This is a genomic window from Azohydromonas sp., assembly GCF_035325925.1.
In the GTDB taxonomy this organism is placed as follows: Bacteria; Pseudomonadota; Gammaproteobacteria; order Burkholderiales; family Burkholderiaceae_C; genus Calidifontimicrobium.
Genome location: NZ_DAOKZA010000001.1, coordinates 145,126 through 166,540, shown reverse-complemented (window position 1 = coordinate 166,540; position 21,415 = coordinate 145,126). Strand labels below are relative to the sequence as shown.

The 21,415-nt window shown below is 73.1% G+C and carries 20 protein-coding genes; 10 read left to right on the top strand and 10 right to left on the bottom strand.

The window, feature by feature from the left end:
- Positions 1-136: 136 nt before the first annotated feature.
- Together PKC53_RS00745 and PKC53_RS00740 are read left to right on the top strand one after the other, a co-directional pair.
- Positions 137-1,789, top strand: a complete 1,653-nt coding sequence (locus PKC53_RS00745) for a PhoH family protein (RefSeq protein ID WP_324425268.1) — start codon at positions 137-139, stop codon at positions 1,787-1,789.
- A gap of 595 nt (positions 1,790-2,384) precedes the next feature.
- The gene (locus PKC53_RS00740) at positions 2,385-3,200 is read left to right on the top strand and encodes a PEP-CTERM sorting domain-containing protein (RefSeq protein WP_324425266.1); all 816 of its coding nucleotides are present in this window, start codon (positions 2,385-2,387) and stop codon (positions 3,198-3,200) included.
- An 87-nt stretch (positions 3,201-3,287) separates the two neighbouring features.
- Here the strand turns inward: PKC53_RS00740 and PKC53_RS00735 are convergent, their stop codons facing one another.
- On the bottom strand, positions 3,288-5,174 hold the full coding sequence (locus PKC53_RS00735) for a propionate--CoA ligase (protein ID WP_324425264.1): 1,887 nt from the start codon (positions 5,172-5,174) through the stop codon (positions 3,288-3,290).
- A gap of 138 nt (positions 5,175-5,312) precedes the next feature.
- On the opposite strand from PKC53_RS00735, the gene PKC53_RS00730 reads away from it, so the two are divergent.
- Positions 5,313-5,648 carry a YkgJ family cysteine cluster protein gene (locus PKC53_RS00730; protein ID WP_324425262.1) on the top strand — a complete coding sequence of 112 codons (336 nt, stop codon included), beginning with the start codon at positions 5,313-5,315 and terminating at the stop codon, positions 5,646-5,648.
- A gap of 152 nt (positions 5,649-5,800) precedes the next feature.
- Complete coding sequence (locus PKC53_RS00725) at positions 5,801-6,127, top strand: hypothetical protein (RefSeq protein ID WP_324425260.1); 327 nt, start codon at positions 5,801-5,803, stop codon at positions 6,125-6,127.
- 117 nt (positions 6,128-6,244) lie between these two features.
- Here PKC53_RS00725 and amrS read toward each other — a convergent pair whose 3' ends face one another.
- The 6 genes from amrS to PKC53_RS00695 all read right to left on the bottom strand — a co-directional run bounded on the left by amrS (position 6,245) and on the right by PKC53_RS00695 (position 11,963).
- Positions 6,245-7,342 (bottom strand): AmmeMemoRadiSam system radical SAM enzyme, encoded by a 1,098-nt coding sequence (gene amrS, locus PKC53_RS00720; RefSeq protein ID WP_324425258.1) that lies wholly within the window; start codon positions 7,340-7,342, stop codon positions 6,245-6,247.
- Positions 7,339-8,715, bottom strand: coding sequence for an AmmeMemoRadiSam system protein B (gene amrB, locus PKC53_RS00715; protein WP_324425256.1), 1,377 nt, complete (start codon positions 8,713-8,715; stop codon positions 7,339-7,341). The genes amrS and amrB overlap by 4 nt, the downstream gene beginning before the upstream one ends.
- 88 nt (positions 8,716-8,803) lie before the next feature.
- Positions 8,804-9,499 carry a carboxylesterase gene (locus PKC53_RS00710; RefSeq protein WP_324425254.1) on the bottom strand — a complete coding sequence of 232 codons (696 nt, stop codon included), beginning with the start codon at positions 9,497-9,499 and terminating at the stop codon, positions 8,804-8,806.
- 36 nt (positions 9,500-9,535) lie between these two features.
- On the bottom strand, positions 9,536-9,931 hold the full coding sequence (locus PKC53_RS00705) for a RidA family protein (RefSeq protein WP_324425252.1): 396 nt from the start codon (positions 9,929-9,931) through the stop codon (positions 9,536-9,538).
- Positions 9,928-10,344, bottom strand: coding sequence for a thioesterase family protein (locus PKC53_RS00700; RefSeq protein ID WP_324425250.1), 417 nt, complete (start codon positions 10,342-10,344; stop codon positions 9,928-9,930). The genes PKC53_RS00705 and PKC53_RS00700 overlap by 4 nt, the downstream gene beginning before the upstream one ends.
- Positions 10,344-11,963 carry a benzoate-CoA ligase family protein gene (locus PKC53_RS00695; RefSeq protein ID WP_324425248.1) on the bottom strand — a complete coding sequence of 540 codons (1,620 nt, stop codon included), beginning with the start codon at positions 11,961-11,963 and terminating at the stop codon, positions 10,344-10,346. Before PKC53_RS00695 ends, PKC53_RS00700 begins: the two co-directional genes overlap by 1 nt.
- Before the next feature lie 73 nt (positions 11,964-12,036).
- Between PKC53_RS00695 and kynB the strand changes: the two genes are divergently transcribed.
- The 3 genes from kynB to kynA are packed head-to-tail and all read left to right on the top strand — an operon-like array spanning position 12,037 to position 14,799.
- Positions 12,037-12,693, top strand: coding sequence for an arylformamidase (gene kynB / locus PKC53_RS00690; RefSeq protein ID WP_324425246.1), 657 nt, complete (start codon positions 12,037-12,039; stop codon positions 12,691-12,693).
- 10 nt (positions 12,694-12,703) lie between these two features.
- Complete coding sequence (gene kynU / locus PKC53_RS00685) at positions 12,704-13,963, top strand: kynureninase (protein WP_324425243.1); 1,260 nt, start codon at positions 12,704-12,706, stop codon at positions 13,961-13,963.
- Positions 13,960-14,799 carry a tryptophan 2,3-dioxygenase gene (kynA, locus tag PKC53_RS00680; RefSeq protein WP_324425240.1) on the top strand — a complete coding sequence of 280 codons (840 nt, stop codon included), beginning with the start codon at positions 13,960-13,962 and terminating at the stop codon, positions 14,797-14,799. Before kynU ends, kynA begins: the two co-directional genes overlap by 4 nt.
- 46 nt (positions 14,800-14,845) lie before the next feature.
- Here the strand turns inward: kynA and PKC53_RS00675 are convergent, their stop codons facing one another.
- From PKC53_RS00675 to PKC53_RS00665, 3 genes are all read right to left on the bottom strand, one after another.
- Entirely contained in the window at positions 14,846-15,280 is a 435-nt protein-coding gene (locus PKC53_RS00675; RefSeq protein WP_324425238.1) for a CBS domain-containing protein, read from the bottom strand.
- Positions 15,277-15,879 (bottom strand): hypothetical protein, encoded by a 603-nt coding sequence (locus tag PKC53_RS00670; RefSeq protein WP_324425236.1) that lies wholly within the window; start codon positions 15,877-15,879, stop codon positions 15,277-15,279. The genes PKC53_RS00675 and PKC53_RS00670 overlap by 4 nt, the downstream gene beginning before the upstream one ends.
- Before the next feature lie 61 nt (positions 15,880-15,940).
- Entirely contained in the window at positions 15,941-17,137 is a 1,197-nt protein-coding gene (locus PKC53_RS00665; RefSeq protein WP_324425234.1) for a pyridoxal phosphate-dependent aminotransferase, read from the bottom strand.
- A gap of 90 nt (positions 17,138-17,227) precedes the next feature.
- Here PKC53_RS00665 and PKC53_RS00660 point away from each other — a divergent pair, with 90 nt between their 5' ends.
- The 3 genes from PKC53_RS00660 to PKC53_RS00650 are packed head-to-tail and all read left to right on the top strand — an operon-like array spanning position 17,228 to position 21,411.
- Complete coding sequence (locus PKC53_RS00660) at positions 17,228-18,625, top strand: TAXI family TRAP transporter solute-binding subunit (protein ID WP_324425232.1); 1,398 nt, start codon at positions 17,228-17,230, stop codon at positions 18,623-18,625.
- 25 nt (positions 18,626-18,650) lie between these two features.
- Entirely contained in the window at positions 18,651-20,462 is a 1,812-nt protein-coding gene (locus tag PKC53_RS00655) for an aminopeptidase P family protein (protein ID WP_324425230.1), read from the top strand.
- Positions 20,463-20,484: 22 nt separating this feature from the next.
- A complete protein-coding gene (locus tag PKC53_RS00650; protein ID WP_324425228.1) occupies positions 20,485-21,411 on the top strand; it encodes an ROK family protein in 927 nt (308 codons plus the stop codon).
- Positions 21,412-21,415: the final 4 nt, after the last annotated feature.

Below are 21,415 nucleotides of genomic sequence, written 5' to 3'. Positions count from 1 at the left end.
TCACACCGTCGTCATGCGGCGCGCCATGCGCTGTGCATAATCGGCACCGTGAGTCGCGACACCGCGCGCACCCAGCCAAAGCCGCCCCGTCGACTGGGCGGCTTTTTTGTTGTCCGCACCGACCCGTGCCCCCTCCATGCCCCTGCCCAAGCCGCCCGCACGTAAAGCCGCCCTGCTGTCGAGCACCGACTACGAGTCCCAGGCCGCCCCGAAGACCGCCCGCCGCAGCCTGAACCCCGGCCCCCAGGCCGAACCCGAGACCGCGGTGCTCGACCTGTTCGACGCCCGCGCCGCCGCACCCGCGGCGGCCGCCAGGGCCGAAGCACGGCCGGCCGCCGCGGCGCCGGCGCCGGCGCCGCTCCCACGGCCGGCGCCGCGTGCGCGCAAACCGCGCGGCGCCGGCCCGTCGAAGCTGTTCGTGCTCGACACCAACGTGCTGATGCACGACCCGATGAGCCTGTTCCGCTTCGAGGAACACGACATCTACCTGCCGCTGATCACGCTCGAGGAACTCGACGGCCACAAGAAGGGCATGAGCGAGGTCGCGCGCAACGTGCGCCAGGTCAGCCGCGAGCTCGACGCGCTGGCTGCCGACGGGTCGCTCGACCCGCACGAGGGCATCGCGCTGGCCAAGACCGGTCACCGCGAGGCCAGCGGCAAGCTGTTCTTCCAGACCACGCTGCTCGACAGCAAGGTGCCCGCCGCGCTGCCGCAGGGCAAGGCCGACAACCAGATCCTCGGCGTCGTCGCCGGCCTGCGCGAGGCGCACGCGGGACGCGAGGTGGTGCTGGTGTCCAAGGACATCAACATGCGCGTCAAGGCGCGCGCGCTGGGCCTGGCCGCCGAGGACTACTTCAACGACAAGACGCTCGAGGACGGCGACCTGCTGTACACCGGCGTGCTGCCGCTGCCGGCCGACTTCTGGGAGCGTCACGGCAAGACGATGGAGAGCTGGCAGCAGGGCGGCCACACCTTCTACCGCATCGCCGGGCCGCTGGTGCCGGCGCTGCTCGTCAACCAGTTCGTCTACCTCGAATCGCCGGGCACGGCGCCGCTGTACGCGCGCGTCACCGAGATCACCGGCAAGACCGCAGTGCTGAAGACGCTCAAGGACTACACGCACCAGAAGAACGCTGTGTGGGGCATCACGGCGCGCAACCGCGAGCAGAACTTCGCGCTGAACCTGCTGATGGACCCGGAGTGCGACTTCATCACGCTGACCGGCACGGCGGGCACCGGCAAGACGCTGATGACGCTCGCCGCCGGCCTCGCGCAGGTGCTCGACGACCGCCGCTACAGCGAGATCATCGTCACCCGCGTGACGGTGCCGGTGGGCGAGGACATCGGCTTCCTGCCCGGCACCGAGGAGGAGAAGATGGGGCCGTGGATGGGCGCGCTCGACGACAACCTCGAGGTGCTCGCGAAGAGCGACGGCAGCGCCGGCGAGTGGGGCCGTGCCGCGACCAACGACCTGGTGCGCGCGAAGATCAAGATCAAGAGCCTGAACTTCATGCGCGGGCGCACCTTCCTGAACAAGTTCGTCCTCATCGACGAGGCGCAGAACCTGACGCCCAAGCAGATGAAGACGCTGATCACGCGCGCCGGCCCGGGCACGAAGATCGTCTGCCTGGGCAACCTTGCGCAGATCGACACGCCGTACCTCACCGAAGGCTCGTCGGGGCTGACCTACGCGGTGGACCGCTTCAAGGGCTGGCCCCACAGCGGCCACATCATGCTCGCCCGCGGCGAGCGCTCGCGGCTGGCGGACTACGCCAGCGAGGTCTTGTGACGGCGCAGGCCCGGCGCTTTCCGACGTCGTGGAGGTACGCCTTCGAGTTGTTCTCGCGGCCGAGGCAGTCGCGCACCAGTTCGCCAGGCGGGCGCTGACCGCCGTGGGCGAGGATGGTGTCGCGGCAGCGCCCGCCGACCGCGGCGTCCGTCTTGTCGGCGGCACGCGGCGTGGACAGGTCTTGCGCGACCACTTCGGTCCAAGGTCGCCGCAATACCCCGGCGCAAGACCGCCAGCGACATGCGAGAACGACGCCGGCAGCAGGCTGCCCAGTACGTGGCCGAGCGGGGTCGCGCCTTCCATCGCGGCCCCGCGTGGCGAGCGGCCGCGGTGCGTCGCCCGGGTGCAACGCGAGGTCGTCGCTGGCCCACATGCGCTGGCGTGCACAGTCCAGGCAGCGTCTTCGAGCACGGCGGCGACGAACAGGCCGTCGCGACCGTCGGGCGATCGCCGTCGTCATTCTTTTTACAGAACGCCGACCCGGCGGCCCGGCAATGCATCTAAGTGACTGATCCATAAGCACTTCGAACGCCTGGCTCAATTCGTGCTGCGGCTCGGGGACTCGGAGGCGGGTGCCTGCGTTGAGGAGATCACGATGAAGGGAGTCTTGGCTGCCATGGCAGCATCGATCGTCTCGCTGACCGCGCAGGCGGACTCCATCCTGTTGACGAAATTCGACTTCGAGTCCAACGGCAGCACCAACGTTTACGACCAGATGGCCGCGACCCTCACCGGCGCGGGTCACACGGTGACGATCGTCGATGCCAGAGTCGCCGGCAACGTCGCGGTGGCCCTCGGCGGCGCGAGCTACGACCAGGTCTTTCTCTGGGACCTCACATCCAACGCGTACCTGAGCGCCGGCGATGTCAGCGCGTTGTCGTCGTTCTGGAACAGCAATCGCGGCTTGGTCGTCGACACCCGTTCCTACGGCTACCACTTCCAGGGCGCCGACGCGTCCGAGGTCGCGCTCCTGCAGAACGTGGCAAGCCAGCTGGCACTCTCCGGTGGTGGGGTGTGGGTGGGCACCGACCACCACCCTGGCTGGGCTTACAACGGGAATCTCTTCCTGTCAGCCATCAACGTCAACCCGGTCACGGGAGTCTTCAGCGACCCGGTGAACTTCGCCGATCCCTCGTCCGTCCTTCTGGCCGGCGTGACCCCGACCGACCTGTGGGCTGCGAATGAGTCGGTCGGTCAGGCGCCGATCGGCGTCCAGCCCAACGGCACCGAGATGTTCATTCACTTCGGGCATACGCGCACCGACGGGTCGATCCTGCCCTACATCTCTGCCAGCTTCCCGTTGGAGGGTGTCGACCCGAACCCCGTGCCGGAGCCGTCGTCGTTGGCGCTGCTGGCGATCGCCGCCGCGGGCGCACTGATGGCTCGCCGCAGGCCCCGGCGCAGCGCCTGACGCCGGGGTTCAGCCGGGGCCCGGTTCCGCGGCGGCTTGGGCAATCGATCGGGCGACGCGGAGCGTCGCCCGAATTGCTTTGCGCGCTCAGACCAAGTCGCGGATCTGCTGCAGGGCCGTCGGATCTTCGATCGTCGTCAGGTCGCCCGGGTCGCGGCGCTCGCAGACGGCCTGGATCGCGCGGCGCAGCAGCTTGCCCGAGCGTGTCTTCGGCAGCACGGACACGAAGCGCACGCGTGCGGGCCGCGCGACGGCGCCGAGTTGCTCGTCGACCGTCTTCATGATCTCGCCTTCGAGCCTGAGCGCCTCGGCCTCGGTGGCGGCCTTCGACGGGTCGCGCAGCACGGCGAAGGCCATCGCCACCTGACCCTTCAGGCTGTCGGCCACGCCGACCACCGCGACCTCGGCGACCGCCGGGTGGCTCGAGATGCTCTCCTCGATCTCGCGCGTGCCCAGGCGGTGGCCGGCGACGTTGATCACGTCGTCGGTGCGCCCGAGGATGAAGAAGTAGCCGTCGTCGTCGCGGATGCCCCAGTCGAAGGTGCTGTACACGAGGCGGCCGGGGATCGTCTTCCAGTAGGTGTCGACGAAACGCTTGTCGTCGCGCCACACGGTCTGCATGCAGCCCGGCGGCAGCGGCCCCTCGATGGCGACGACGCCCTTCTGGTTCGCGCCGGTCAGCTCCTCGCCGGTGGCCTCGTCGATGAGCTTGACGTCGTAGCCGTACACCGCCTTGCCCGGCGAGCCGAACTTGCTCGGCGCCGGCTCGACGCCGTTGCAGATCGTCAGGATCGGCCAGCCCGTCTCGGTCTGCCAGTAGTTGTCGACGATCGGGCGCCGGATCGCGTCGGCGATCCAGCGCGCGGTCGGCTCGTCGAGCGGTTCACCGGCGAGGAACAGCGCGCGCAGGCTGGACAGGTCGTGCTTCTTCAGGTACGCCGGGTCCTGCTTCTTCAGCACGCGCACCGCGGTGGGCGCCGAGAACATCGAGGTGACCTTGTACTTCTCGACCAGGCTCCACCAGATGCCCGCGTCGGGACGGATCGGCAGGCCCTCGTACAGGATCGTCGCCATGCCGGCGATCAGCGGGCCGTAGACGATGTAGCTGTGACCGACCACCCAGCCGATGTCGCTGGTGCTGAAGTAGGTCTCGCCCGCGTTGCCGAGGAAGATGTGCTTCATGCTCGCGGCCAGCGCCACCGCGTAGCCGCCGGTGTCGCGCTGCACGCCCTTCGGCCGGCCGGTGGTGCCGCTGGTGTACAGCGTGTAGCTCGGGTGGGTCGCGTCGACCCACGTGCAGGGCACCTGCGCGTTCAGGTGCTTGTCGCGCGAGGCGGCGTAGTCGACGTCGCGCCCGCCCACGCGCTCCATCGGGCTGAGGCCCCGGTCGACGAGCAGCACCTTCGCGGGCTTGTGCCGCGCCAGCCGGATCGCCTCGTCGAGCAGCGGCTTGTACGCGACGACCTTGCCGCCGCGGCTGCCGGCGTCGGCGCTGACGACGACGGCGGGCTGCGCGTCGTCGATGCGGCTGGCCAGGCTGTGGCTGGCGAAGCCGCCGAACACCACCGAGTGGATCGCGCCGATGCGTGCGCAGGCGAGCATCGCGAACACCGCCTCGGGGATCATCGGCATGTACACCAGCACGCGGTCGCCGGCCTTCACGCCCAGTTCCTGCAGCGTCGCCGCGCAGCGCTGCACCTCGGCGTGCAGCTCGGCGAAGCTGTAGACGACCTCCTTGTCGACCTCGGTCGAGACCCAGATCAGCGCGTTCTGCGCGCCGCGCGCGGCCACGTGGCGGTCCACCGCGTTGTGGCACAGGTTGGTCTGCCCGCCGGCGAACCACCTGGCGAACGGCGGGTTCGAGTAGTCGCACACCTGATCGAACGGGCGGTGCCAGTCGACCAGCTTCGCCTGTTCGGCCCAGAAGGCGTCGCGATCGTCGATCGAGCGGCGGTGGAAGTCGGCGTAGGTCATCGGTGGGTCTCCTCGGTGCTCGTCTCGTCCCGTCTCGTTGCGGCACGGCGGCGCGGCCGCGCCGCCGGCGACACGTCCGATTGTGAGGCCTGCCCTTGCGTCGGCCTGACACGCCCGCACCGTGCGACGATGCGCACGATGGAGGCCGACAACGCCTGCACCCGCTGCGGTGCCTGCTGCGCGAGCTGGCGCGTCGACTTCGCGCACGCCGAGCTCGCCAGCGAGCGCGGTCACGTGCCCGATGCGCTCGCCGACCGCGTCGGCACCGCCACCTGCCGCATGCGCGGCACCGACCACCAGCCGCCGCGATGCACGGCGCTGGTCGGTCGCGTCGGCGAGCGGGTGCGCTGCGCGATCCACGAGTGGCGCCCCTCGCCTTGCCGCGAGTTCGGTCTGCGCGCGCCGCTGGGCATCGGCGACGACGCGTGCGACCGCGCCCGCCGCCGGCACGGGCTGCCCGCGCTGGGCCGATGAGTGCGGCGCGGGGCCGCCGGCCACCGCGCGTCCGGGGCGGCACTTGGCCGCGGCGCCTTGACGGCTTAAGCTCGGCCGCTCGGGCTGACCCGCGGCGAGCCGGACTCTCACCGCGGGGCTGGCATGCCCTCACCGACAGGAGCACGACGACGATGACCTCGCCGCGAAGGAAACAGGCCCCGACGCCGGCGGCGGACGAAACGCCGCTTGCCGACGATCTGAGCCTGCCCGGGCGCGACGCGCTGGTGCAGCATCCCGACGGGTGGTACTGGCTCGCCCCCGACGGCAAGCAGCAGTTCGGCCCGTTCGACACCGCCGAGGAGGCGCTGGCCGACATGGGATCGGCGGCCGACGACGAGGTCATCGAGCCCGGCGAGACGCTGCAGGAAGTCGAGGACGAACTGGGTCTGGCCGACTGGGTCGACCCCGACACCGGCACCCTCGCCGAGGGCACGCACACGCGCATCGAGGACCACTGACGCCGCGCCCACGCGTCGGGCGCCGGCTGCGACGGCACGTTCGACGACTCGGGGCCGGCCCTGCCGCACCGCAGGTGGTGCCCCTTGTCGGCGGTGCCGAGCGCGCGGCGGGCTCGCCTAGTCCATCGCGACGCGCACGGGAATGCGCCGGCGGCCGAAGGCGCCGCCGAACGCCGCCCAGCGTCCGGGCAGCCGGGCGCCGCAATGCGTGCAGCCGCCTTCCTCGTCGAGCGCGTAGTGCAGGATGCGGTGCCAGTCGCGCTCGATCACCGGCTCGCCGCAGCCCGGGCAGAACGTGGTGCCGCCCTCGGCGTCGTGCACGTTGCCGGTGTAGACGAAACGCAGCCCGGCGTCGATCGCGATGCGTCGCGCGCGCAGCAGCGTCGCCGCCGGCGTGCGCTGCACGTCGGTCATCTTGTAGTCGGGGTGGAACGCGGTGAAGTGCAGCGGCACGTCGCGGCCGAGGTGGTCGACGATCCAGCGCGTCATCGCGCGCAGTTCGGCGTCGCTGTCGTTGTGGCCGGGGATCAGCAGCGTGGTGATCTCGAGCCAGCAGCGCGTGTCGTGCACGATGTGCTGCAGCGTGTCGAGCACCGGCGCCAGGTGCGCGCCGGTCTGGCGGAAGTAGAAGTCGTCGGTGAAGCCCTTCAGGTCGACGTTGGCGGCGTCCATCTTCCCGAAGAACACGCGCCGCGGCTCGGCGTGGATGTAGCCCGCGGTGACGGCCACCGTCTGCACGCCCAGCGCGTGGCAGGCGTCGGCGGTGTCGAGCGCGTACTCGGCGAAGATCACCGGGTCGTTGTACGTGAAGGCGACGCTCGCGCAGCCGCTTTGCTTCGCGACCTGCGCGATGCGCTCGGGACTGGCCTGGTCCATCAGCCGGTCCATCTCGCGGGACTTGCTGATGTCCCAGTTCTGGCAGAACTTGCACGCCAGGTTGCAGCCGGCGGTGCCGAAGCTGAACACGCTGGAGCCGGGCAGGAACTGGTTCAGCGGCTTCTTCTCGATCGGGTCGATGCAGAACCCGGAACTGCGCCCGTAGGTGGCGAGCACCATCGCGTCGCCCTCGCGCGCGCGCACGAAGCACAGGCCGCGCTGGCCCTCGTGCAGCCTGCAGTCGCGCGGGCACAGGTCGCACTGGATGCGCCCGTCGTCAAGCGGGTGCCACCAGCGCGCGGGTTGGTTGAGGCCGAAGGTGTCGCCGCGGGCGTTCATGCGTGCATCGTCTCGGTGAACTTGCGCACGCCGTAGCGCGCGATGCGCAGGTCGGCGGCCCAGAACTCGCCGGCAAGGCCCGCCTTGCGCTTCAGCGCGGCGAGGAACGCGTGCGGTTGCGGCAGCTGTTCCCAGACCTGCGGCAGGAAGGTCGCGCGGCGGCCGCGCCACTCGAGGATCACGCCGTCGACGCCGGGGCGCAGCGCCTGCAGCGCCTCGGCCTCGCTGCGAGCGGCCAGCGCGTGCGACGCGCCGATCAGCGACACCTCGATGCGAAGCGCGTCGACCTCGTGCCGCTGCAGCGGCGCGAAGCGCGGGTCGCGGAACGCCGCCGCGTGCGCGTTGCGACGCACGTCGTCGTCGAGGCGCCGCCACGCCTCGAGCGAGCCGATGCAGCCGCGCAGTTCGCCGCCGCGCTGCAGCGTGACGAAGGTGGCGCCTGGGCGTTGCAGCGCGTCGTGCTGCGGCTCGTCGACCCTCGCCAGCGCGAGCGCGCCGTGGATCGCGTTGCGGGCGCGTCGCGTCAGCGCGCGGCCGAGCGCCCGGTCGCCGCCGTCGGCCGCGTCGCCGCCGTCGGCCGCGGCGAATGCGATCGCGCAGTAGCCGACGACGCGGCGGCGGTCGCCGGTGGTGTCGCCCGAGTTGCGCACATCGAGCAGCCGCGGCCGCAGCCCGCGCGACTTCGCGACGAGCAGCGCGCCGGCCAGCGGCGTCGCGCCGCAGGCCTGCTCGTGGTCGAGCGCAGGGTCGAGTTGGAGGATGTGCTGCACCGTCGCCGTGTCGACGGCACGCGCCTGGTCGTACGGCAGGTAGTGCGACAGGTCGGTGCTGACCACCACCAGCGTCTCGTCGCCGCCCCACAGGCGCTCGACCACTTCGGCCACCGCCTGCGGCGTCACGTGGCCGACCGCGAGCGGCACCAGCGCGAAGTCGTCGAGCACGCACTGCAGGAACGGCAGCTGCACCTCGAGCGCATGCTCGGCGGCGTGCGCCGCGTCGTGCGCGACGACCTGCGCCAGGTCGGCCAGCGCGGTCAGCGCGTCGCGGTCGATGCGCACCGCGCCCAGTGGCGTGTCGAACGCAGCGACCGTCGGCGCCGCGATGCCGCGCACCGCGACGCGGTGCGTCGGCCCGAGCAGCACGACGCGGCGGATGCGCCGGCGCCAGGGCGCCAGCCGCGCGTAGGCGTGCGCCGCCACCGGCCCCGAGTAGACGTAGCCGGCGTGCGGCACGACGAGCATCTTCGGCGGCCGCGCCGCCGCGTCGACGCGCACCTCGGCCAGGTACTCGGCGACCTGCGCGCGCAGCCGGCTCGCATCGGCGGGGTAGAAAGTCCCCGCCACCGCGGCGGGACGGGTGGCCTGGAACCGCATCGGCACCTCCTGCGACCCGGTAGATGGACGCCGGGAGCCCCGCGTCAAGGGGCCGTCGACGCCGGCACGCGATGCGGCTTGTCCCAAGTCAAGCCAGCACGCGACGCAACCAGCGCCCGAGGTCGTCGACCTCGGCTTCGCCGACCCCGTGGCCCAGCGCATAGTCGTGCCACTCGACGTCGTGCCCCAGCGCCGCCAGCGTGTCGCGCGACGCGAGGGCGCGCGCCAGCGGCACGACGTCGTCGTCGCGGCCGTGGCCGAGGAACACCGGCACGCCGGCGTTGGCCGCAGCGCGTTCGTCCGCCGTCGAGGCGGCCAGCGGCAGGTAGCCCGACAGGCCGGCGAGCCCGGCCAGCGGCAGCCGGCAGCGCAGGCCGGCGAGCAGCGTCATCGCACAGCCCTGCGAGAAACCCGCCAGCACGATGCGCCGCGAGTCGACGCCGCGCGCCACCTCGCGCTCGATCAGCGCCTGCACCAGCCGCATCGACTCGCGCAGCCCGGCCTCGTCCTCGCGCGCGCTGCGCTGGCCGAGGTCGTCGGCGAGGATGTCGTACCAGGCGCGCATCACGTAGCCGCCGTTGATCGTCACCGGGCGCATCGGCGCGTGCGGCAGCACGAAGCGCACCGCCCCGACCGCGCCCAGGTCCAGCACCTGCACCACCGGAACGAAGTCGTGGCCGTCGGCGCCCAGGCCGTGCAGCACGATCACCGTCGCGGTCGGCGCAGGCCCGGTGGCGAGTTCGAGGCCCTCGAGCGGGGACGGCGGGACGGCGGCGTCGTTCATCGGCGCATCGTAGCGCCGCGCGGCGACCGGCCGCGTTCAGTCGGGCACGACCGCGGTGACCTCGATCTCGACCTTCGCGCGGTCCTCGATCAGCCCGGCGACGACCACCGCGGTCATCGCGATCGCGTACTCGCCGATCACCTCGCGGAACACCGCACCCACCTCGCGGGCGCGCGCCAGGTACTCGCGCTTGTCGGTGAGGTACCACGTCATGCGCGTGATGTGCTGCGGCGTCGCCCCCGCCTCGGCGAGCACCGCGACCACGTTGGCCAGCGCCTGGCGCACCTGGGCGACGAAGTCGTCGCTGTCGAAGCGGCACTGCGCGTTCCAGCCGATCATGCCGGCGACGAACAGCTGGCGACCGCGTGCGGCCACGCCGTTGGCGTAGCCCTTCGGCGGCGTCCAGCCGGCGGGTTGCAGGACGGTCTTCATGCGTCTTCCTCCAGGTAGCGGCGCATCGCGGCGCGCAGGTCGTCGGGCACCGGCTGCGGCCGGTGCGTGTCCAGCGAGGTGCACACCACGACCTGCCGCGCGCGCAGGCGCACGCCGTCGTCGCCGGCGAACTCGTGGCGCAACTGCAGCGAGCTGCGGCCCAGGTGCACCAGCGACAGCCGCTGTGCGAGCCGGTCGCCGTGGCGGCTGATCGCGGTGAAGTCGGCCTCGAGCCGCACGGTGGGCAGGCCGATGCGGCGTGCGCCGATCACCTCGGCGTAGGTCACGCCCAGGCCGTGCTCGAACCACTGCTCGACCAGCGTGTTGACCATCACCAGGTACTGCGGGAAGAACACGATGCCGGCCGGGTCGCAGTCGCCGAAACGCACCGTGCAGCTCGACTCGAAGGCCATCAGCCCCCCTGGCGCAGTCGGAAGCGCTGCAGCTTGCCGGTCTCGGTGCGCGGCAGGCTGTCGCGGAACTCCACCGCGCGCGGGTACTTGTACGGCGCGATCGTGCGCTTGACGAAGTCCTGCAGCTCGGCGGCCAGCGCCGGGGTGCCCTCGTACCCCGGCTTGAGCACGACGAAGGCCTTGACGATCTGCCCGCGCTCGTCGTCGGCGACGCCGACGACGCCGCACTCGGCCACCGCCGCGTGCTGCAGCAGCGCGCTCTCGACCTCGGGGCCGGCGATGTTGTAGCCGCCGCTGATGATCATGTCGTCGGTGCGCGCCTGGTAGACGAACTGGCCGTCGTCATCGATCAGGTACGCGTCGCCGGTGACGTTCCAGCCGCCTTGCACGTAGTGCTTCTGTCGCTCGTCGGCGAGGTAGCGGCAGCCGGTGGGGCCCTTGACCGCGAGCCGCCCGACCCGGCCCCTGGGCAGCGGGCGGCCGTCGTCGTCGAGCACGCAGGCCTGGTAGCCGGGCACCGGATAGCCGGTCGCGCCGGGCTTGGCGTGCTGCTCGTCGGCCGAGATGAAGATGTGCAGCATCTCGGTCGAGCCGATGCCGTCGATGATCTCGATGCCGGTGGTGTCCTTCCACAGCTTGCGCGTCGCCGCCGGCAGCGCCTCGCCGGCCGACACGCACTTGCGCAGGCTCGACAGGTCGTGCCCGGCGGCCTGCAGCGCCATCGCGCGGTACGCGGTCGGTGCGGTGAAGCACACCGTGGCGCCGTACTCGGCGATCGCCGGCAGCAGCACGTCGGGCGCCACGCGCTCGATCAGCGCAGTGGACGCGCCCACCGACAGCGGGAACAGCAGCAGCCCGCCGAGCCCGAACGTGAACGCCAGCGGCGGGCTGCCGATGAACACGTCGTCGGCGCGCGGGCGCAGCACGTGCGGCGGCCAGGTGGCGCAGGCGGCCATCACGTCGCGGTGGAAGTGCATCGTGCCCTTGGGCACGCCGGTGGTGCCCGAGGTGAAGGCGATCAGGCAGGTGTCGTCGGCGGCGGTGATGACGTCGTCGAAACGCGACGGCCTGGCCGCGGCGCGCGCCTCGAGCTCGTCGGGCGCGTCGTGCGGGCCGTAGTGCAGCACGTGCTTCAGCGTCGGGCACCGCGCGCGCGCCGCGTCGAGGTCATCGGCCAGCCGACGGTCGCACAGCGCGTGGCTGACCTGCGCCTTGTCGACGATGGTCTGCAGCTCCTTGGCGCGCAGCAGCGGCATCGTGCCCACCGCGACGCCGCCGGCCTTGACGACCGCGAGCCAGCACGCCGCGAGCCGCGGCGAGTTCGGACCGCGCAGCAGCACGCGGTTGCCGGGCACCAGACTCAGGTCGTCGACGAGCACGCGCGCGATGCGGTTCGCCTCGGCCAGCAGGTCGGTGTAGGTCCAGCGCAGCCCCCCCGGGCCCCGGATCGCGACGCGCTCGCCCTGCCCGCGCTCGACCCAGCGCGCCAGCAGTTCGGTGGCGCAGTTCAGCCGCGGCGGGAACTGCAGCTCGGGGCGGTCGAACACGAACTCGGGCCACTGGTCGGGCGGCGGCAGGTGATCGCGGGTGAAGGTGTCGACATGGGCGCTGCGAAACATGGCGGCATCCGGCGGCGAGTGGGCGACGGTCGATACTTTACCTCTAAACTATTTAGGTGCAAAATTTCTCCCGATGAACGCCCCGCCCTCGCCCGTCGGGCGCCGTGCGCGCCGCCTGTGGGACATCTCGCCGCCGGTGCACCCCGGCTCGCCGGTGTTCCCGGGCGACGCCGAGTACCGCCAGCAGTGGGCGATGACGCTGGGCCCGGGCTGCCCGGTCAACGTGGCCACGCTGACGCTGTCGCCGCACACCGGCGCGCACGCCGACGCGCCGCTTCACTACGACGCCGACGGTGCCGCCGCCGGCGCGCTCGACCTGGCGCCCTACCTGGGGCCGTGTCGCGTGATCCACGCCATCGGCTGCAGGCTCGTCGAGTGGCGCCACGTCGCGCACGCGCTGGCCGGGCTGCCGCCGCGCGTGCTGGTGCGCACCTACGCGCGTGCGCCGGTCGAGCGCTGGGATCCCGAGCTGCCGGCCTGCGCGCCGGACACCGTCGAGCGCCTCGCCGACCTCGGTGTCGTGCTGGTCGGCATCGACAGCGCCAGCATCGACCCGGCCGACAGCAAGACGCTCGACAGCCACCAGGTGATCCGCCGCCGGGGCCTGCGCGTGCTCGAGAACCTGTTGCTCGACGAGGTGCCCGAAGGCGACTACGAGCTGATCGCGCTGCCGCTGAGACTCGTCAGCGCCGACGCGTCGCCCGTGCGCGCCGTGCTTCGTGAACTCTGAAGTCCCGACGATGACCACCCGCGACCACTGCCTGGCGCTCGACGCCGCCGACGCGCTGGCGCCGCTGCGCGACCAGTTCGAGCTGCCCGGCGGCACGATCTACCTCGACGGCAACTCGCTCGGCGTGCTGCCGCGCGCGACAGCCGCGCGCGTGCAGCAGGTGGTGCGCGACGAGTGGGGTCGCGGCCTGATCACCTCGTGGAACGCCGCGGGCTGGATCACGCTGCCGCAGCGCGTGGGCGACAAGATCGCGCGGCTGGTCGGCGCCGGCGCCGGCGAGGTGGTCGTCGCCGACTCGACCTCGGCGAACCTGTTCAAGGTGCTCGGCGCGGCACTGGCGATCCAGCGCGCCGAGGCGCCGCAGCGCGACCGCATCGTCAGCGAACGCGGCAACTTCCCCACCGACCTGTACATCGCCGAGTCGCTGGCGCGCCAGCATGGCGCCGAGCTGGTGCTGGTCGACGACGACGCCGACATCGCCGCGCGGCTCGACGCGCGCTGCGCGGTGCTGATGCTCACGCAGGTCGACTACAAGAGCGGGCGCGTGCACGACATGGCGGCGCTCACGCGCGCGGCGCACGACGCCGGCGCGCTCGCGGTGTGGGACCTGGCGCACTCGGCCGGCGCGCTGCCGGTGGACCTGAACGGCGCCGCCGCCGACTTCGCGGTGGGCTGCGGCTACAAGTACCTCAACGGCGGCCCCGGCGCGCCGGCCTTCGTCTGGGTGCACCCGCGCCACGTCGACCGCTTCTGGCAGCCGCTGGCCGGCTGGATCGGCCACGCCGCGCCGTTCGAGTTCGTGCCCGGCTACCGGCCGGCGCCGGGCATCGCGCGCTACCTGGTCGGCACCCCGCCGATCCTGTCGCTGGCCGCGCTCGAGTGCGGCGTCGACACCGTGCTCGCCGCCGATGCGCTCGGCGGCATCGCCGCGCTGCGCGCGAAGTCGCTGGCGCTGACGCGGTTGTTCGTCGAGCTGGTCGAGTCGCGCTGTACCGGCCACGGCCTGCAGCTGGTGACGCCGCGCGACGACGCGCTGCGGGGCAGCCAGGTCAGCTGGCGCCGCGCCGAGGGCGGCTACGCGATCGTGCAGGCGCTGATCGCGCGCGGCGTGGTCGGCGACTTCCGCGCCCCCGACGTGCTGCGCTTCGGCTTCGCGCCGCTGTACACCCGCTTCGTCGACGTCTTCGACGCCGTCGAGCAGTTGCGCCAGGTGCTCGACAGCGGGCAGTGGCGCGAGCCGCGATTCCACCAACGGGCCGCCGTCACATGACCGACACCGCACGCATCGTTCACGACGAGGGCGCGAAGCTCGACTTCGCGCGCGACATGAGCTACGGCGACTACCTGCACCTCGACGCGGTGCTGGGTGCGCAGCACCCGCTGAGCCCGGGCCACGACGAGATGCTGTTCATCGTGCAGCACCAGACCAGCGAGCTGTGGATGAAGCTGATGCTGCACGAGCTCGGCGCCGCCAGGCGCGCGATCGCCGCCGACGAGCTGCCGCCGGCGTTCAAGATGCTCGCGCGCGTGAGCCGCATCATGGAGCAGCTGGTCCACGCCTGGGACGTGCTGGCGACGATGACCCCGCCCGAGTACAGCGCGATCCGCCCCTACCTGGCCAGCTCGAGCGGCTTCCAGAGCTGGCAGTACCGCTGCATCGAGTTCGGCCTGGGCAACAAGAACGCCGCGATGCTCGAGCCGCACGCGCACCGCCCCGACCTGCTCGCGCACGTCGAGGCCGCGTACCGCGCGCCGAGCCTGTACGACGAGGCGCTGCGTCTGCTCGCGCGCCGCGGCCTGCCGGTGCCGGCCAGCCACGTCGAACGCGACTGGACCCGGCCCTACGCCCCCAGCGACGAGGTCGAGGCCGCGTGGCTGCAGGTCTACCGCGACCCGGCGCACCACTGGGACCTGTACCAGCTCGGGGAGGAGCTGACCGACCTCGAGGACGCGTTCCGCCTGTGGCGCTTCCGTCACGTGACCACCGTCGAGCGCATCATCGGCTTCAAGCGCGGCACCGGCGGCACCTCGGGCGTGGGCTACCTGCGCAAGATGCTCGACGTGGTGCTGTTCCCCGAGATCTGGAAGCTGCGCACCGATCTGTGACGCACGAGCCCGGCGGCGTTCGGCGTCGTCGGGCCACGCCGGCGCCTCAGCGCCCGGTGATGTAGTGCTCGAGCTGCTCGATGATGAACTGCTGCTCGGAGATGATGTCCTTGACCAGGTCGCCGATCGAGATCAGGCCGACCAGCCGGTCGTCGTCGAGCACCGGCAGGTGGCGCAGGCGGTTCTCGGTCATCAGCGCCATGCACTCGGCGCTGGTGTGACGCGGACCGACGTACATCACCGGTGACGACATCACGTCGCGCACCGGCGTGCCACCGGCCACCCGGTCGCCGGCGACGACCTTGCGCGCGCAGTCGCGTTCGCTGACGATGCCCACGACGCGGCCCGCGTCGAGCACCAGCAGCGCACCGACGTTCTTCTGCGTCATGCGCTGCGCGGCATCGCGCACCGACGCGGCAGGCTCGATGCTGTGCACCGCCTGCTCGGGTTTGGTCTTGAGGATCTCGGCGACGATGGTCATCGTGGTGCTCCCGGGGGCCTCGGCGATGCGCCGGACGGCATGCGCTGCGGGACGCCCGACCCGCGGCCGGCCCGGACCTCCCACGGGCCGAGCATAGCCAAACCGCGGGGAAAGCCAACCTCGCGGCCCGCCGCCGTGGCGCCGCGGCAGCGGATCCTGCGTCGACGCACGACCCCGGGCCCGGGGCGCCGAGCGCCCGCGTCGCACGCCGCACGCAGCCGGCCGGCCAGCGACTCGTCGACCTCGCCGAGCCGCCCGATGCGCGTCGTCGCCCGGCACATCCCTGCGGGCGACAGCAACTTCGGCCGCGGGTGCGCAGGCAGGGCCCCGCAGTTCAGGCCCACCTCGACCCGGTCCCGCGTGGCCGGCCCGAGCATCGCGAACTGCCGGCGGCGCCGCAGGCTGACGCAGGTCTTCTTCGATGCGCGTTCGTACGTCGTACGGCCCGAATCCGTCGACCGGCGCGAGCACGGCGTCGTGCAGCGGGCCGAGGCGCGCCTTCGCGCCGACGTACAGCGCGTCGGCGGCGTCGCCGCCGTCCGCCGGTGCGTCTGGATGTTGCGCAGCGGCGTGATCAGCGCGGCGCGCGGGCCGGCCATGGCAGGGTCCTGCGGACGCTCGGTCGGGGAGCGGAATCGGCCGCGACGGCCGGCGGTGGGTTCAGCCGCGCGGCCGCAGCCACCCGCGCAGCCGCTGCACGGCCTCGTGCAACTGCGCCATCGACGTCGCGTACGACAGGCGCAGCCAGCGCTGCGGGTCGTGGGCGCCGAAGTCCTTGCCGGGCACCAGCGCGACGCCGGTGGCCTCGAGCAGCTCGATCGCGAAGCGGTCGCTGTCGTCGGTGAAGCGGCTGGCGTCGAGCCAGACGTAGAACGCGCCGTCGGGCGCGACCGGCACGTCGAAACCCAGTTCGCGCACCGCCGGCACGATGTAGTCGCGCCGCGCGCGGAACTCGTCGCGGCGCGCGCGGTACTCGGCCATCGCCTCGGGCTCGAAGCAGGCCAGCGCGGCGCGTTGCGCCAGCGCCGACGGGCAGATGTACAGGTTCTGCGCCAGCTTCTCGAAGGCGTCGACCCACGCCGGCGGCAGCACCAGCCAGCCCAGGCGCCAGCCGGTCATGTGGAAGAACTTCGAGAAGCTGCCGACCACCACCACGTCGGCGCCCAGCGACAGCGCGCTGCGCGGCCGCGCGCCGTAGCTCAGCCCCAGGTAGATCTCGTCGACGATCGTGAAGCCGCCGCGCTCGCGCACCGCGTCGACGACGCGGGCGAGCTCGTCGAACGGCAGCGAGGTGCCGGTGGGGTTGCTCGGGCTGGCCAGCAGCACGCCGCGCACGTCGTCGGCCCAGTGCGCACGCACCGTGGCCGCGTCGAGCTGGAAGCGCGTGGCCGGGCCCACCGGCAGCGCGCGCGGCACGCCGTCGAAGGCGGCGACGAAGTGCCGGTTGCACGGGTAGCCGGGGTCGGTCATCAGCACCGCCGCGCCGGGGTGGACGAGCGCCGCGCACGCCAGCAGCAGCGCCCCCGACGCGCCGGCGGTGACCAGCACGCGTTGCGGGTCGACGTCGGCGCCGAACTCGTCGCCGTGCCAGCGCGCGATCGCGCGGCGCAGCGCGTCGATCCCCAGCGCCGAGGTGTAGCCGGTGTCGCCTGCGCGCGCCGCGCGCGCCAGCGCGTCGAGCACCGGCGCCGGTGCGGTGAAGTCGGGCTCGCCGATGCTCAGGTGGATCACCGATCGCCCGGCGCGCTCGAGCGCGTCGGCGTGCTTGACCAGCTCCATCACGTGGAACGGCGCGATGCGCGCGTTGCGCGCCGCCAGCGCGGGCAGCGTCGGGGGCGAAGCGGGAGCGAAGGTCATGCGGTCGGCCGGTGCGTGGGGCGGGCCGCGATCCTAGCGCCGTCGCGCGTGCTACCGTGCGACGCGTCCCGCCGCCGCAGCGCCACCGCCATGAGCCCCGACGCCGCCTCACCCCGCCCCGACGACGAGCACGGCGCCCGCTCGCTGTGGCAGTCGCTGCGCGGCTTCGTCGTCGCGCAGCTGCCGCTGCTGCTGCTGGTGCTGGCAGCGCTGGCCGCCGCCTACGTGGTGCTGCAGCCCACGCCGCCGAAGCGGCTCACGCTGGCCACCGGCGGCGCGCAGGGGGCGTACGCCGAGTTCGGCCGGCGCTACGCCGACGCGCTGCGCGCGCACGGCATCGAGGTGGTGCTGCGCGAGACCGGCGGCGCCGCCGACAACCTGGCGCTGCTGCGCGACGCGGCGTCGGGTGTCGACGCGGCCTTCGTGCAGGGCGGCAGCAGCGGCAAGCGCCCGGTCGACGAGCCCGCCGACGACGGCGTGGCGTCGCTGGGCAGCGTGTTCCACGAGCCGGTGTGGCTGTTCTACCGCGAGGACAGCGCGAAGCGCCTGCTCGGCGGCGCCGCGCTGACCAACCCGGCGCAGCTCGCCGGCTGGCGGCTGAACGTCGGCGCGCCGGGCAGCGGCGTGCCGCCGCTGATGCACCGCCTGTTCGACGCCTACCGCGTCGACGTCGACGCGCTGCGGCTGTCGCAGCTGCCGCTGACGCCCGCCGTCGTCGAATTGCTCGACGGCCGGCTCGACGCGCTGGTGGTGGCGTCGGCGCCGGAGGCACCGATGGTGCAGATGCTGCTGCTGACGCCGGGCATCGCGCTGTTCGACTTCGCGCAGGCCGAGGCGCTGTCGCGCCGCTTCCCGTTCATGACGCCGGTGGTGCTGCCGCGCGGCGTCGTCGACCTGGCGGCCGACCGCCCGCCGGCCGACGTGCGGCTGGTCGCGCCGGCGGCGTCGCTGCTGGCGCGCGACACGCTGCACCCGGCGCTGGTGCAGCTGCTGGTGCAGACGGCGCGCCAGGTGCACGGCGACGCCGGCTGGTTCCAGCACGCCGGCGAGTTCCCGAAGCCCGAGGCCACCGAGTGGCCGCTGGCCACCGAGGCGCAGCGCGTGTACCGCGGCGGCACGCCGTGGCTGCAGCGCTACCTGCCGTTCTGGGCCGCGAACCTGATCGACCGCATGTGGCTGGTGGTGGTGTCGGTGATCGCGATCGCGCTGCCGCTGTCGCGCGTGCTGCCGCCGCTGGTGGAGTTCCGCATCCGCTCGCGCGTGTTCCGCTGGTATGCGCAGCTGCGCGCGGTCGAGGACGCGGTGGGCTCGCGCCCCGCCGCCGAGCTGCTGCACCGCCTCGACGACATCGATCGCCGCGTCGAGCACATCGCGGTGCCGCTGAGCTACGCCGACGAGCTGTACGCGCTGCGCAGCCACATCCAGATGGTGCGTCGGCGCCTGCAGTCGCACGACCGCGGCACGGCGAACACCGGCGACGCTTCCTAGAATGCCCGCTGCACCGGAGCCACGCATGGACACCCGCACCTCCCCGATCCGACTGCGCCTGGCGCGCGTGCGCGAGGCGCTCGCGCGCCACGGCGTGAGCGCGCTGCTGGTGCCTTCGAGCGACCCGCACCTGTCCGAGTACCTGCCCGGACGCTGGCAGGGCCGCGAGTGGCTGTCGGGTTTCACCGGCTCGATGGGCACGCTGGTGGTCACCGCCGACGAGGCGGCGCTGTTCGCCGACAGCCGCTACTGGGTGCAGGCCGAGGCCGAGCTGGCCGGCAGCGGCATCGCGCTGGAGAAGATCCCTACCGGCAACGCCACCGCGCACGTCGACTGGCTGGCGTCGCACGTCCGGGCCGGCTCGACGGTGGCCGTCGATGGCGCGGTGCTCGGGCTGGCGGCCGCGCAGACGCTGCGCGCCGCGCTCGACAAGGCCGGCGTGACGCTGCGCACCGACCTCGACCTGCTCGCCGACGCCTGGCCCGACCGCCCGGCGCTGCCGGCCGCGGCGGTGTACGAACACCGCGCGCCGCAGGCCGCGGTGAAGCGCGCCGACAAGCTCGCGCAGCTGCGCGCCGCGATGCGCGAGCGCGGCGCCACGCACCACTTCGTGTCGACCGTCGACGACATCGCCTGGATCACCAACCTGCGCGGCGCCGACGTCGACTACAACCCGGTGTTCCTCGCGCACCTGCTGGTCGCCGCCGACGCGGCGACGCTGTTCGTCGGCGCCGGCAAGCTGACGGCCGACGTCGTCGCCGCGCTGGCCGCCGACGGCGTCGCGGTCGACGACTACGCGCGCGCCGCCGCGGCGCTGGCCGCGCTGCCGGCGGGCGCGACGCTGCTCGTCGACCCGAAGCGCATCACGCTGGCGTTCCGCGACCGCGTGCCCGAGGGCGTGACGGTGGTCGAGGCGATCAACCCGAGCACGCTGGCCAAGAGCCGCAAGACCGACGCCGAGGCGGCCTTCGTGCGCGAGACGATGGCGATCGACGGCGCCGCGATGTGCCGCTTCTACGCGCGCTTCGAGGCAGCGCTGGCGCGCGGCGAGCGGCTGACCGAGCTGACCGTCGACGAGTGGCTCGGCGCCGAACGCGCGAAGCAGCCGGGCTTCGTCGGCCTGAGCTTCCCGACCATCGCCGGCTTCGGCGCCAACGGCGCGATGCCGCACTACCGCGCGACGCCGGCGTCGCACGCGGCGATCGAGGGTGACTCGCTGCTGCTGATCGACTCCGGCGGCCAGTACCTGGGCGGCACCACCGACATCACGCGCGTGTGGCCGGTGGGCACGCCCAGCGCGGCGATGAGGCACGACTACACGCGCGTGCTCAAGGGCACGATCGCGCTGTCGCGCACACGCTTCCCGCGCGGCTGGCCGGCGCCGGCGCTCGACGCCGTCGCGCGCGCGCCGCTGTGGGCGGCGGGGATGGACTACGGTCACGGCACCGGCCACGGCGTGGGCTATTTCCTCAACGTGCACGAGGGCCCGCAGTCGATCAGCCGCGCGATGCCCGAACCGACCACCGCGATGCAGCCGGGCATGATCACCTCGATCGAGCCGGGCGTGTACCGCCCCGGGCGCTGGGGCGTGCGCATCGAGAACCTGGTGCTCAACGTGCCGGCGTCGCTGGCCGCGCCCGAGGAGTTCGGCGAGTTCCTCGAGTTCGAGACGCTCACGCTGTGCCCGATCGACACGCGCTGCATCGAGCGTGCGCTGCTCGACGCGGCCGAGGTCGCGTGGCTCGACCGCTACCACGCCACGGTGCGCGAGCGGCTGGCACCGCGGGTCGACGGCGACGCGCTCGCCTGGCTCGACGCGCGCACGCGGCCGCTCTGAACCGCACGACGGCGGCCGCACGATGGGCACGGCGTCACCGCCGGCGCTGGGCATCGACCTCGGCGGCACGAAGGTCGAGGCCGCGGTGCTCGCCGCCGACGGCACGGTGCCATGGCGCGAGCGCGTGCCCACGCCGGCCGGCGACTACGACGCGACGCTCGACGCGGTCGCCGCGCTGGTGGCCCGGGCGCGCGCCGCCACCGGCCGCGACCTGACGGTCGGCGTCGGCCACCCGGGTGCGCTGACGCCGGCGGGCCGCGTGAAGAACGCGAACTCGACCTGCCTGAACGGCCGCGCGCTGCAGCGCGACCTCGAGGCCCGGCTCGGCCAGCCGCTGCGCCTGTCCAACGACGCGAACTGCCTCGCGCTGTCCGAGGCCACCGACGGTGCCGGGGCCGGCGCCGAAGTGGTATTCGCGGTCGTCCTGGGCACGGGGGTCGGCGGCGGCATCGCGGTGCGCGGACGCGTGCTGGCCGGCGTCAACGGCCTGGCCGGCGAGTGGGGGCACAACCCGCTGCCCTGGGCCGGCGACGACGACCCGCCGCTGCCGTGTTACTGCGGCCAGCGCGGCTGCATCGAGACCTGGCTCAGCGGCCCGGCGCTGGCGGCTGACCACCGTCGCCACGGCGGCGGGGCGATCGACGCGGCGCAGATCGCGCAGCGCGCCACCGCCGGCGACGCCGCGTGCGCCGCGACGCTCGAACGCCACGCGCAGCGCCTGGCGCGCGCGCTGGCCGGCGTGGTCAACCTGCTCGACCCCGACGTGATCGTGCTCGGCGGCGGCCTGTCGCGGCTGGCCGGGCTGTACGCACGCGTGCCGGCGCTGTGGCACCGCTGGGTGTTCGCGGCCGGCGCGCCGGGCGAGCCGCTGCGCACCACGCTGCGGCCTGCGGCCCACGGCGACGCGTCGGGCGTGCGCGGCGCCGCCTGGCTGTGGCACACGCGCTGACGAC

Excerpts from the sequence above, each read along its gene's own strand:
- PKC53_RS00745 (WP_324425268.1), top strand. The coding sequence starts at position 137 with ATGCCCCTGCCCAAGCCGCCCGCACGTAAAGCCGCCCTGCTGTCGAGC.
- PKC53_RS00740 (WP_324425266.1), top strand. The coding sequence starts at position 2,385 with ATGAAGGGAGTCTTGGCTGCCATGGCAGCATCGATCGTCTCGCTGACC.
- PKC53_RS00735 (WP_324425264.1), bottom strand. The coding sequence starts at position 5,174 with ATGACCTACGCCGACTTCCACCGCCGCTCGATCGACGATCGCGACGCC.
- PKC53_RS00730 (WP_324425262.1), top strand. The coding sequence starts at position 5,313 with ATGGAGGCCGACAACGCCTGCACCCGCTGCGGTGCCTGCTGCGCGAGC.
- PKC53_RS00725 (WP_324425260.1), top strand. The coding sequence starts at position 5,801 with ATGACCTCGCCGCGAAGGAAACAGGCCCCGACGCCGGCGGCGGACGAA.
- amrS (WP_324425258.1), bottom strand. The coding sequence starts at position 7,342 with ATGAACGCCCGCGGCGACACCTTCGGCCTCAACCAACCCGCGCGCTGG.
- amrB (WP_324425256.1), bottom strand. The coding sequence starts at position 8,715 with ATGCGGTTCCAGGCCACCCGTCCCGCCGCGGTGGCGGGGACTTTCTAC.
- PKC53_RS00710 (WP_324425254.1), bottom strand. The coding sequence starts at position 9,499 with ATGAACGACGCCGCCGTCCCGCCGTCCCCGCTCGAGGGCCTCGAACTC.
- PKC53_RS00705 (WP_324425252.1), bottom strand. The coding sequence starts at position 9,931 with ATGAAGACCGTCCTGCAACCCGCCGGCTGGACGCCGCCGAAGGGCTAC.
- PKC53_RS00700 (WP_324425250.1), bottom strand. The coding sequence starts at position 10,344 with ATGGCCTTCGAGTCGAGCTGCACGGTGCGTTTCGGCGACTGCGACCCG.
- PKC53_RS00695 (WP_324425248.1), bottom strand. The coding sequence starts at position 11,963 with ATGTTTCGCAGCGCCCATGTCGACACCTTCACCCGCGATCACCTGCCG.
- kynB (WP_324425246.1), top strand. The coding sequence starts at position 12,037 with ATGAACGCCCCGCCCTCGCCCGTCGGGCGCCGTGCGCGCCGCCTGTGG.
- kynU (WP_324425243.1), top strand. The coding sequence starts at position 12,704 with ATGACCACCCGCGACCACTGCCTGGCGCTCGACGCCGCCGACGCGCTG.
- kynA (WP_324425240.1), top strand. The coding sequence starts at position 13,960 with ATGACCGACACCGCACGCATCGTTCACGACGAGGGCGCGAAGCTCGAC.
- PKC53_RS00675 (WP_324425238.1), bottom strand. The coding sequence starts at position 15,280 with ATGACCATCGTCGCCGAGATCCTCAAGACCAAACCCGAGCAGGCGGTG.
- PKC53_RS00670 (WP_324425236.1), bottom strand. The coding sequence starts at position 15,879 with ATGGCCGGCCCGCGCGCCGCGCTGATCACGCCGCTGCGCAACATCCAG.
- PKC53_RS00665 (WP_324425234.1), bottom strand. The coding sequence starts at position 17,137 with ATGACCTTCGCTCCCGCTTCGCCCCCGACGCTGCCCGCGCTGGCGGCG.
- PKC53_RS00660 (WP_324425232.1), top strand. The coding sequence starts at position 17,228 with ATGAGCCCCGACGCCGCCTCACCCCGCCCCGACGACGAGCACGGCGCC.
- PKC53_RS00655 (WP_324425230.1), top strand. The coding sequence starts at position 18,651 with ATGGACACCCGCACCTCCCCGATCCGACTGCGCCTGGCGCGCGTGCGC.
- PKC53_RS00650 (WP_324425228.1), top strand. The coding sequence starts at position 20,485 with ATGGGCACGGCGTCACCGCCGGCGCTGGGCATCGACCTCGGCGGCACG.